The sequence below is a fragment of the Flavobacterium zhairuonense genome (genome assembly GCF_004352915.1).
Classification (GTDB): Bacteria; Bacteroidota; Bacteroidia; order Flavobacteriales; family Flavobacteriaceae; genus Flavobacterium; species Flavobacterium zhairuonense.
Window position 1 is genome coordinate 283,811 of the sequence record NZ_SJSY01000076.1, and the last position, 12,253, is coordinate 296,063.

The 12,253-nt window shown below is 34.3% G+C and carries 8 protein-coding genes; 1 reads left to right on the plus strand and 7 read right to left on the minus strand.

The features are described from left to right. Positions 1-5: 5 nt before the first annotated feature. From EYY60_RS20350 to EYY60_RS20365, 4 genes are all read right to left on the minus strand, one after another. A complete protein-coding gene (locus tag EYY60_RS20350) occupies positions 6-1,520 on the minus strand; it encodes a ferritin-like domain-containing protein (RefSeq protein ID WP_132991111.1) in 1,515 nt (504 codons plus the stop codon). 20 nt (positions 1,521-1,540) lie between these two features. After that, positions 1,541-3,535, minus strand: a complete 1,995-nt coding sequence (locus tag EYY60_RS20355; protein ID WP_132991112.1) for a flavin monoamine oxidase family protein — start codon at positions 3,533-3,535, stop codon at positions 1,541-1,543. A 43-nt stretch (positions 3,536-3,578) separates the two neighbouring features. Then, complete coding sequence (locus tag EYY60_RS20360; protein WP_132991113.1) at positions 3,579-5,297, minus strand: alpha-keto acid decarboxylase family protein; 1,719 nt, start codon at positions 5,295-5,297, stop codon at positions 3,579-3,581. Between the two features lie 84 nt (positions 5,298-5,381). Then, positions 5,382-6,749, minus strand: coding sequence for a heme-binding protein (locus EYY60_RS20365; protein ID WP_132991114.1), 1,368 nt, complete (start codon positions 6,747-6,749; stop codon positions 5,382-5,384). Between the two features lie 888 nt (positions 6,750-7,637). Here EYY60_RS20365 and EYY60_RS20370 point away from each other — a divergent pair. Further along, a complete protein-coding gene (locus EYY60_RS20370) occupies positions 7,638-7,844 on the plus strand; it encodes an NAD(P)H-binding protein (protein WP_132991439.1) in 207 nt (68 codons plus the stop codon). Positions 7,845-8,416: 572 nt separating this feature from the next. Here the strand turns inward: EYY60_RS20370 and EYY60_RS20375 are convergent. The 3 genes from EYY60_RS20375 to EYY60_RS22330 form a co-directional block, all read right to left on the minus strand. Continuing rightward, positions 8,417-10,633, minus strand: coding sequence for a peptidase domain-containing ABC transporter (locus EYY60_RS20375; RefSeq protein WP_132991115.1), 2,217 nt, complete (start codon positions 10,631-10,633; stop codon positions 8,417-8,419). Beyond that, positions 10,611-11,933 carry a radical SAM/SPASM domain-containing protein gene (locus tag EYY60_RS20380; RefSeq protein ID WP_132991116.1) on the minus strand — a complete coding sequence of 441 codons (1,323 nt, stop codon included), beginning with the start codon at positions 11,931-11,933 and terminating at the stop codon, positions 10,611-10,613. Before EYY60_RS20380 ends, EYY60_RS20375 begins: the two co-directional genes overlap by 23 nt. 137 nt (positions 11,934-12,070) lie before the next feature. Continuing rightward, positions 12,071-12,244 (minus strand): hypothetical protein, encoded by a 174-nt coding sequence (locus EYY60_RS22330; RefSeq protein ID WP_162847908.1) that lies wholly within the window; start codon positions 12,242-12,244, stop codon positions 12,071-12,073. Positions 12,245-12,253 lie beyond the last annotated feature (9 nt).

Sequence of the window (12,253 nt, forward strand, 5' to 3'; positions counted from 1 at the left end):
TTATATTAATGATTATGTCTATAAGGTGTACTTGGTACTTTAGGAATATCGGCTTCAATGCTGTAATCTAATCCTACGTCTGGTAAAGACGGGAAATAGTTTTCGCTATTAATTGCCCAGCCCCAATTTACAGGATCGGCTTTTGCCAATTGATCAACCAAACTCATGATTTGTGCTTTTGGTCTTAAGAAACTTTGTTCAAATGAAAAAGGTTCAAATGTTAAAGCTCCTTTAAAAGCCTGATTGCCTTTGGTATAAGTGTATTGATTAATTTGGTTACCAACACCACTCAATAACCAGATCATTGATTTATGAATACCAAAAATGAATAAATCATATTGTGTACTTTCATCTTTATGATAACAAGCTTCAATCATTAAAAGAATATAAGCAAAAACTGCATTACCTAATTGTGAACACAATGCCAGTGCCTGATTGTTTGAAGCTATATAATCGGCTGTTTTAGGATTAGCATCGGTATCATATACAAAATAGCTGAAGAAATCATCTAAGCCCTGAATGTTACAGAACTTTTGTTGATAATGTCCGCCAAGTGTGTAGGCTTCAAGAAATTTGGCAAAGTGAGCGGGTTCTTTTCCGGAATCATCATAATCACCTTCCCAAAAAACTACTTTGCCATCAACAATATCCATAGGAACCGGCATTTTATTCTCGCCCCAAATTAAAGTATGCTGCTTGTATTTGCTTTTTCCTTCTCCCTGTTCAATGATGCGATGTATAGCTTCAATTGCCGATTTAGCGTCGTGTACGCCAACAAGTCCTTCACTATCATCTGTGTTGGCAAATTGAGGATTGTGATCTCTGTCATAATGTACCGTATTCATTGAATTTTGAGAATAATACGGTCTCGGACGATTCGGGTTATCTGGAGGAAGCAATTGTGGTCTTTGTTCATAAGGTCCAGGGAAATCCTTTTCTATACATTTAATAATCATTTCATATAAAAGTCCAATCGTTTGATATTCAACCGTATCAAGCAATTGTGCATTTGCATAAGGATCTTTAAACGGCTCAGGACTTTCAATTTGCAAAAATGTAGTCAATTGCTTCAATGACAATTTTGCTGCATCAATTTGAAATTCAGGAATATGTCCGTCTAATTGTGTTGGAAATGTTAATACTTTTCCAATTCCCATTAAATCAGGCGCTGTCTGACAAACTGCTTGTTTCACATTGCATGAAAGTGCCAGATGCAGCATTTCTTCAATAACAACGCTCATAATTAAGGCTGCCGATTTATTCGAATAAACTAATATATCTAGTTTCAGTTCTTGCGCCAGTTCGTCGATTTCGGCAGCAGTAAGCACACCAGATTGTGAAAGCTGCGCATGAAGTTTAGCATACAGTTTATCCTGATCCTGCGCTCTGTTTATCGAGTAATAGGTCGATAAATACGTTGGAATTGTAGCGAGCTCCAGTGCAATTGCCTGCTGCATTACATCTTTGATATTCTCTTTTGTTACCGAAGTAGAAAAGTTAAATAGTTTTTTTGTTTTCATTTGTTTTTGGTTAAAGTAGATTATTCCGGACTAATAAATGGATAGTATTTTTCGTCAATAATAGGTTCGATTCCAAAGAAATCATTCAAAACAGATTCGGCAGTACAAAATGCACCTTCTACCCAAGCCTGATCGTTTGAATAGGTTTCTCCTACAATAAAAATTTCGCTGTCTGTATTTGGAACGAGCTGAGATGGTTTTCTAATTTTTCTTTGCACATCACCTAAATTATAATGCGATTTATAAGCATGATATCCTGCATTAAAAGGAGGAAGCGACCAGTCCATATATTTTGTTTCTAAAGGCTCAGGCACATACGAATAATCAGCCTGCGGCCCAAAATGCAATGATGCCAATTGAGAGCGCAGCATTTTCACCATTACAGGAGTAGCTTCTCTTGGCCCTTCAAGCGGCTGACAGTCTCTGGATTCAGGAATTTCACGTGTAGCATTTGGTCCAAGTTCTAAGGCTTTCCAAAATGTTGCATATAGAATATCATCGTAACTAGCCAAAATACCATATACTTTTTTTCCTTTTCCGTCTCTGGCATTATCACCAAAATAAACCACTTGTCGAATAGGCATATCTGTAATACTTGGCCCAATAGTATCTAATTCGGCTACAGTCGAAATTTGTTTTTCTTGTTTAAAAGTCAAACGTTCCTCGATTGCGTTTTCTACAGCAGCTATAAAGCTTGCCTTATCGTTAAAAGAATTAACAATGATAGCCGGATTTTTTGCCGATTCTATTTTTTTAAGATAGTTAGAAGGAAAACCCTCTTTTTTTAATTTCTCAATTCCTTCTTGTGTCAGGAAATAACTTGTTAGTTTAGCAGGATATGTCGGGCTTCCGGCCTCGGTTGTTCTCCACCAAGGTGTATCGAAAAACATTCCTATTTTGTATGAAGGTTCCATTAATACAGACTCTAAATACAGCTGTACTTTTTCATGATTCAATACATCTACACCTTCTGCATCACTATATCTCGATGCCTGCGCCACTAAGTCAATTGCTGCTCTTGGCATAGCCAGAAATGCTGCATCACATTTTTTTCTTTCTGCAAGTGCATCCGGATCTTTGCGTGTTGCAGTTGTAAAATTTACTCCAGATTTTGTGTGTATAATAGAACGCAACCTAACATTTGGATAATAATTTAGTGTGATTCCTTTTTGTTTTGCTAATTTTTCAACTTCTTCAAATAAGCTGTCAAATAAGCTTGAATATCCCTTTATTAAAGTTTTATATTCTGTTCCCGGAAGAAATTCATCATTGACATTAAATGACTGAGCGCTATTGCTATTTACTACGTTTGAACTATAGCCATTACCATCAGATAAGTAGCTAAATCCTTCTTGGTCAAGCATATCATAACCTAAGTTCCAATATCCAATTTCTTTTAGCAAATCTCCTTTTTGGTAGATTGAACTATCTGGCATATCAATATTGATCCTTCCTTCTTCATAAAATTTGCACCATTCTCTTCGGGTAGTCGGCCCTGATGTTTGTGTGATTGCTACAGATTGTATGGTTGTAAAACCATCATCTGGGGGAGCATCCTGAGCGTAATTGTTTGCGAAATACGGAGCTGGCTGGTTAGAATTGATATCTGAGATATACATGTTTTTTGAACGCAAAGACATTAATGGATCTGCTGATTCATTAAACGGAACTGAATCTTTCTTTAAATCCAATTCTTCAATGGTTTTAGTCACTAAACGGTGTCCCGGTCCTTCAGGAGTTCCATCCCAATATAAATATCTCATACCTCCTAATTCAAGGTACGAATTGTCTTTGTCATCTTTATAATGCCATGTACAAACACGTGCGCCTGGTTCTCTGGTTCCTGGATTTTTTTTAGAAAAATCATATTTCCCCCAGTCGTAAAGTTCTAATACATCGCCCTTAACGAGCATTTTTTCGTTTTTGGCGAGTTTAGATTTTCCATCGAGTAACCTCCACGCAGTATAGAGTCCAGCTGCACCTGCTCCAAAAATAGAGTATGTTTTTTTGCTCATGATAGTATATTTTTAGATTTTTAGTAGTTTATAGATAGTGGTTTTATTCATTTCCCAGTCTTGCCATTTGCTGTGCCAGATCTTTTTGAGGAATTACAATTTCTACCAAAGTTGGAAGATTTGTTTTTTTCTTAAGTTTAAGAAGTACTTCGTCTAACTCTGAAACAGTTTCAGCACAGTAAAAGTTTGCTCCAAATGCTTTGGCAAGTGCCTGATAATCCCATTTTGGAAGAATATCAAATGCATCAAACTTATGATTCGGGCCTGCTTTAAACGAGTCGATGTCGACATATACCTGCTCAATTGCATATACACCATTACTCATCACGAAGATTACGGAGTTGATGTTGTATTTTACAAGGGTAGAAAGTGATTGTGCAATCATCATAAAACCACCATCACCGGCTACAGTCCAGGCTTGTTTGCCGCTTCCCAACTGAGCTCCTGAAGTTGCACCGGTTTCAAAACCAATACACTGCCACGCAGCCGAAGAAATATAGGCGTTTTGAGATAATCCATAAATATTCGTAGCCACGTACATTGATGAACTTACACCAAAAGTCATTACAATATCGTCCAGCATTTTTTGCTTTTGCAGAAATGATGTTGCATGCTCAAAAAAGCGGTTAAATGTTATTACTTCTGGAGTTAAATCATATTTCGGATCAGAGTTTGATCGCCATGGTTCCGGGAATCTTGGCTGAGCCGGAGCTATTACTTTTAAAGGATACCCTGAAGCTCTTTTAAATCGTTCTGTTAATGCTTCTATAAAGTCTTTTAAAGTTACTCCCGAATAGGTAAAATAACCAGCTCTCGTTTCCTGCGTAGTTACCTGAATCATATCCGAAAATTTATTTTCTACCAGCCATAAATAATCATCGGTAATGATAGTTCCTAATGATAAAATACAATCTGAGGCTTCAACTATCTTAATAACTTCCGGTATTGAAGCCTGATCAGAATAGGTACCAATAAATTTATCGCCTTTCTCATCCAGAACCGTTTTTCCAAGTGAAGTTGTAGTGTACAACATTCCGCTGGCTTTTATAAGTTCTTCTAATTGCTTTGTTAGTTTGTGTCGCAAGAGCTCTACTCCAGCAAAAATCAAAGGATTTTTTGACTGACTAATTTGTGACCATGCCTGAGAAACAGCATTTTCAAGTGCTGCTGGTTCACTTTTTATTATTTCAGGTTCTAGTTTTTTACTGGAAGGTTTTGGGCAAGGTTCGCCCCACACCTCTTTATAACATGCAATATAAACAGGCCTCTGGTGTGTAAGTGCTGCGATAAGTAATTTATCAATTTTTTCAGGTGCGCCTGCAGAAGTGCTTAGTGTCTCGGCTGCAACCGTTACTCTTTCATAAACTTCCTGATCTGCGTTAAGATTACCTGTAGAGTGATGATAAAGTACATTGTACATACTCCCAATTTTTCGTGCATCGGCTCCGGGTGTTGCACTAATTACAACAACTGGACTACGTTCTACGTAAGCTCCTGCAATAGCATTTAATGCGCTAAAAGTACTTACTCCGTATTGTAAAGATACGGCAGCTAAACCTCTGGTGCGTGCGTAAGCATCTGCCGCGTAAGAAGCATCTAATTCATTTGAAGTTCCAATGGTTTCAATTCCGTCAAAGTATTCCAGAGCTTGTGTAAAATGTTTTACATAATCCCCCGGAATTTGAAAAACCTCGGTGACATTTAATTGCTTGAGTCGGGTCAGCAGATAATCTGCGACCGTAAATTCTTTGGTAGGTTTCATTTTTTGGTTATTAGAATTAGGCGTATTTTTGTTTTCGGAAATAAATCTCTTCAGCAATAAAACTGAAGAGATTTATGTTAGTCTTTAAATTTTGATACGTACCTGCAGACTGCCAATATTATCGGCTAATCCAGCTCCGTATTCAGCATTTAGATCATCGTTGATGCATAACTTCAATGGTCCGCTTTGACCGGCAGGAGTTGTAACAGGCCCATTTCCAATAAAAAATGGAGCATTATTTCCAACTTGTCCTATAAGGGTACCCATATTTACATTCTGAATAGGATATCCTGATTGTGTAACAATAATACCCGGACATCCATTTGCGTTATACAGGTTACCATTATTCGTTTGAGGATCTGCTGTCCATAGACCAGATTCGTAACTTACTGTTAACGTATTGCCTGGCTGTACTGCAACTCCGGTATTTTGCCATGCCTGATTTGCATTAACCGGAACAAAGGTTTCTACCAGCTGCAGGGTATTAGCATCAATATGCAAAAACTGAGTTGGCATACCATTAATCAAAAATTGTAAAACAATATTTTGAATGTATTGTAACTGAGTTGTTCCATTACTTAAATTTTCAACATACCAAGTGGTGTTCATAGAAAGCACTTTTCCAAAAGAAGTTTCAAAGTTTATATTGCTTACTGCACCGCCTTCATTATTTGTACTTACAGTAATACTTGAATAGCTGTCAACCGTAATTCCCTGGCTATTCAATGCATTTAATTGCTTTGTCAAATAGGTTGACGGATCAATTATCGTGGGGTCTGTAAACGGTAATTTGGTTCTGTCTGCAGTTGGAAAAACCGGATTTCCTGTTCCCGAAACAACTGGCCCTCCTGTCATTAAAACTGAAACACCATGAGGTACCGAAATTTGTTTGTTGTACTGAGTTGCCGGGTTTTGTACAGGAATTGGATTTGAATCCGGAACAAAACCAGGACCATAAGGGCCTTCAACCTGATTTTGTATTACGTGATAGAGCCAAGTTCCATTCTCTGCATGAATTAAAGTATTTTGAATGGGCTGTGCTCCGTTTGGATCGGGGTTATTTGCTATGTAAACTCTTTGTTCATAAAACAACACACTGCTTGCCTGTGTATATTGTCCTTCTCTATTTGGTGCTCCACCTGCTATAGCCGAAAATGAGATTTCTTCGAAATAAGGAAAGTTTTTAGTGATGTAGCCATTTGGAGCATCTGTTTGGGGTAAAGGCATAACATTGTAACCTGTAGCATTTGCTCCAGTAGGACTATTCCATGTACCAATAAAATTATTTAAAATTCCCAGATTAGAAGTACCAATAACCGGCGGCTGATTCGTTGTTGATACAAGCGGAGTTGTAATGTCTGGAATTACCGCTGGTGGTGCTGTTATCGCCACAATTGCTTGTTGAGCGCCATATGGGCATGTTTGCTGTTGTAAGCCATTTAAATTTTCCATTTTGTTATATATTTTGGTCCTTTTCAGGTTAGTTACGTCTCGTTTTGGAAAGTGATTCTAAGGCACATTGACGCATGCATCTTATCTTATTTCTATAATAAAATTAGTACAAAGCTTAGTTCAAATTAAAAAAGGTATGAGTATAGAATTTTTATCCTTGAAGCCATCTGGATCGTAAGCCACATATTGATCATTATCAGGTTTTTCCATTTATGACTTTTGAAACTACATTCTCGACACTTATATTGTCGGAATAAGGATTGACTCCATAACTACAAATTACTTTCTTACTTTCTTACTTTCTTACTTTCTTACTTTCTTACTTTCAAAACAAAAATAAAACACTGCAAATTAGCTATTTAAAATATAAATCAAACAGGTATATTTACCTATTCTCAAGCAAAATAATTAACTAAATCAAAAAATTTCGCCTTGTATTTATTACTATTTTTTTTATGAAAATATTCCCAATGAAAAAATGCAGGATGGAGTTTATACCTTTTCTGCGACCAAAAGTTTAGGCAGTATTGATCAGAAAGTGCAAAAAAGAAGGACATAATGCCTAAAATTTCTGGATGGCAGCTAAGTTTATGATGCCAAATTTTTATGGCATGAAAAATACAATGAGAACATTCACATTAGGCTTTAAGATTCTGTCCATTTTATCTAATTTTTTAACATGAATTACGAAGAGATAAAACGCCATTTCGAGAACAATCCTCCATCAGGTGAGGTAAAATAGACGAAGTGGGCAAAGATTGCCGAAACGCCAGCTGTTTCTAAAAAGTCGCGATATTGCATCTGAAACTATAACGGTACTATGGACCGCTGCCCACATGGGGCATTTGAGGAATCTTTATCTTCTGATGAAGAAAACTCCCTAACACGATTATCCGTCCTTCATGGCTAACCAATAAAAATGAAATCGAATTTGAAACTACACAAAAGGGAGAGCCTTTTCTTGGTACTGAAGTTGCGAGAAAGGCGGTTGCCAAATGTATTTCTGATATAATTGAAAATCCTGAAAAAGATGTAAATGCTAGTGTAGGTCTTAATAAACCAGACGTGTATGGAAATAAACCCGATTTTTATTAATTTAAAATGGAAAAACAAAAAACAGTAATACTTATAAAGGAAATAAATCAATTTTAACGTTTAACCCTTACTGTACATACAAACCGCTCTAGAATTAAAATTTAAAATAATTATCATGAAAATTGAGAGAAAATAGTACAATTTCTTTAAATCGTTCAGTAAGCACTTAAGGAGACAACTAGCAAATAGTTGTCTCTTTTTTTATGCCCGAATGTGTAGATTTTTCAAGCCTTCACAGCCTAATATTTGTGGTTCGATTTTTTTACAAGAAATTCTTGGTCTGTTTGAAATAAACAGTCTTAAAGTGGCGCTATTAGAGATTTAATCGAAGCTGAACAATGGTTCGAAATCCCGTTAAGGATATCGTTTTTTTTCTCTTTCCCTTTATCGTAATTTTTTGATACTGAATATAATTATTTTAAATTAATATTAGCTTTCTTCTCATCTACCTGAATGCCGTTCTTAGAAAGAATAGTTACAGCTCCTTCTACTGAAACATACTTTGATCCTTTAAAAAAATAAAGCTTCAGATATACTCCGAAGCTTTTTTTCTTTTATATACTTACTTCAAATTAAATACCAAGTTCTAATTGATTTTTCACAAGATTAAAATAATTTGCTTTATTATAAACTAGTTCCTGATGGTTTCCTGTTTCTACTATTACCCCATCTTTAAGGACAATAATTTGATCCGCATTTTTTACAGTTGATAATCGATGAGCAATAATTACTACAGTCTTCCCTTTAAAAAATTCCTGAAGGTTGTCATGAATGAGCTTTTCATTTTCTGCATCTAAAGCTGAAGTTGCTTCGTCGAAAAATATATAAGATGGATTTTTATAAACTGCTCTAGCAATTAAAATTCTTTGCTTTTGACCACCACTTAATTCAATACCTGTATTTCCTATTTTAGTATGAAATCCCATTGGTAATGATTCTACAAAATTTAAAACACAGGCAATTTTTGAAGCATTTAATAATTTTTCTTCATCAATTACATCTTCGGCTAATGCAATATTTTCAGCTATCGTACCACTAAAAATGTTTCCATCTTGAAGTACAATCCCACATTTTTTTCGCCATTCATTAGCATACACATCATTAAGATTTTGATCATCAAGTAAAATTTCCCCTGCACTTGCAGGATAATATGATAAAAGCAACTTTAATAAGGTAGTTTTTCCGCTTCCGCTAGAACCTACAATGGCAGTTACAGAATTTTTAGGAATTTGAAATGAAATATTATTCAGCACAAATGGATTAAAGTTTCCAGGATATTTGAATGCTATTTCGTTTAATTTTATCTGTTCAAATTTTTTATCCTCAATCTGTATTTTCGAATCATTATCCTCGTCATTGTTGTTATATATTTCACCAATCCTTTCATTTGCAATATTTGCATCCTGCGTGTCTTTAATGAAGCCAACTAAACTTTGTAAAGGACTAGTTAATTGCCCTATAACATAAGTTATGCTTAATAATGTACCCAAAGTCATTTTATTATCTATAATTAAAATTGCACATATTGCAATTGCGATAATTTCTTTAAGCTTTGACAAAAAATCAACGCCTACATTTTGATACATATTCAAAAACAATGATCTTAATTCTAACTTATTCAGTTTTGTTTGAATTTTTAGAATTTTATTAATGATGTTATTCTGAGCGTTATTGATTTTAATCTCTGACATATTCATTATAAATTCATAAATGCTGTTATTATTTTCTGATTGCCCCAAAAACATTGCGTATTCGAGCATGGCTCTTTTTTTAAGAAAGAATAACACCCACACAATTGACATTGATGATAGGACGAAATACATTCCAAAAACCATCGGATTAAAATAACAAAGAATAGTCCCAAAAACTAATATATTCAAAACATTTAATACTAATTCTATACCCTTCCAAGTAAGAAAATTTTGAATTTTGCTTTGATCGTTTAGTCTCTGCAATGTTTCTGTGTTCAATCTTGTATCAAAAAATCTTATAGGCAAACGCATTAACTTTGTAAGCAAATTGCCTTTTAAGCTAACACTAAGTTTAAAATTTATATTGGTAAGTATTAAATGGCTAATAAAATCAGAAACAAATCGTGAAATAAATAATACTATTTGTGCCAACAATAAATAATAAACAACATCCATAGCTCTTGGCGTAATACCAATGTCGATTATTTTTTGAAAAGTGAAAGGAATATAGAAATTCGCCAGCAAGCTTAATAATACAAGCGTAATTGCTCCGATATACTTCATCTTGTTTTTAGCCAAAAAGTTAAATGCTAAAACAATAAACGGAGAATTGAATATTGATTTCTTTTTTTCTTTTTTTAGATCTGCAATTGAAAAATCATCAAATGGCTCTAAAACAATACCGACACCTTTTTCATTATTTCCTAACCATTCTTTCAAAAATATATCGCTATTCAATGTAATTCTCCCATATCCAGGATCAGACACGTAATAAAAAGTATCATCTTTTTTATTTACTATTTCTTCTAAAACAACAAAATGGTCTTGTTTCCAAAAAAGAATCGCCGGCAACGGAATCTCTTCTAATTGAGCCTGTGTTAACTTTAACGGAGTTGAAGACAAGCCAACTTTTGCCGAAATCTGAACAATATCTTCAATTGAAACCCCAACTCTTGTAAATTCAAATATTTCTTTTATTTGAGACAATGTCACTTGTTTGCCATAGTAACTTAATACCATGCACAAACAAGCGGCACCACAATCGGTACTTTCCAATTGATGATAAAATCTAACCTTAGGCTTCTTGTAGAACTTCATTTAATATATCTTGTATTTTTGTCTTTACGATTATATCTTTCTCACTTTCAAGTCCGTGGTAAACGCAATAATCGGTTCCAGATTCAATATGTTCCATAGCATGCTGAGTACACCCACCATTACACAAAGGCATTATTTTACAACTCAGGCAAGGTTTATTATTAAACTTTGCATTCATTCTCTTTTCTAGATAATCGTTTTCCCAGATCAAATCACCATTATCAGAAATAAATCCGGCACGATTTTTTGTTTCAAAATCTCGAGCTGTACATTTAAAAATGTCACCATTATAATTTATCACAACACTATTCCTCTTATCAGCATAACATGAGTCGTTAACATTATCTGGCGAATAAGTTCCATTGGCCACAAAACCTTCATCTCTTATCTCGGAAATATTTTTTTCAAGAACCAAATGAAGATCATCTACTTTATTGTTTTCCCAAACTCTGTGAAAATCAAATCTTAAATACTTATCTTTTATTTCTTGACTGATGTCGCTAAAATCTTGTGGTATTTTATTTGTATTTGGTAAATTCTCGTCGGTGTAATTGATTCGAAGGACAACATAAAAATTATTGTTTACTAATAATTTCACATTGTTTATAATCTCAAAATATGATCCTTTTGTTTTACTTACATAACGCACCTTATCATGCTCTTCTCGGTAACCGTCTAAGGTAATCTGTAAGGCACATTCAATGTTATTGTTTTTAAAATAATCAACAAAGTTTTGATTAATTAAATAACCATTAGTAGTAAATCCAATATTGAAAGTCTTTTTATTCTCTTTGCAACGAGCGGTAAAATGGTCAATTACAGGAATAACATTTCTTTCAAAATAAAGTAATGGTTCCCCTCCAAAAAATGATAATGTAAAACTTTCCAATTTTTCTCTTGAAGCCGTAGTATCAATAAATTTCTTTATTTTCTCTATCTCCTTATCTTCTAATCTTGATTTTCTAATGTGTGTTTCATAACAATAATAGCATTTAAAATTGCAGTTCATTGTAGGATTGATAGTAAGAATATAATTTTTTTGATTTTCATCAACCGCTTTTGAAATTTTCTTTATTTCATCAATTTCATTCAATTCATTTTTTACAATAAACTTGTTGTCAGTTAAATATTCGAAAAAAGATGGATGAACTTCTTCTAAGCCGTCAATTCCTTCTGAAATTCCAGCTTGAAGAAGATCTTTTAATTCGGGATCTAAAAAAATTACCTTATTTTGAAAAGAATTATATAGTGCGTATTTTCCTTCATGCGGAACAATAGAATTAAATTGGCTGTACTTCATATTTATGGTTTGTTATATTTCAATTATCTTTTTTGGGTCATCTAGCTTTATTTTTACTTATATAAGCTTTCATTTACTATAATATACCTAGGTATCATTTACAAAGTAAATTAATACCTAGGCTTTTAAAATTATGCTTATTCACTACATCCTGCTACGCAGTTACCTCCGTGACAGTTGTTTGCTGGTCCAACAATACTTCCACCTTTGAAAGCAGTTGTTAATGCAACAGAAAACCCACCTTTTAATTCCCCTTTTGCTTGAAGAACCTCAAACTTAGTCACCTCAAACTTTTTTACTTGTTTTTTCATTTTTAAACA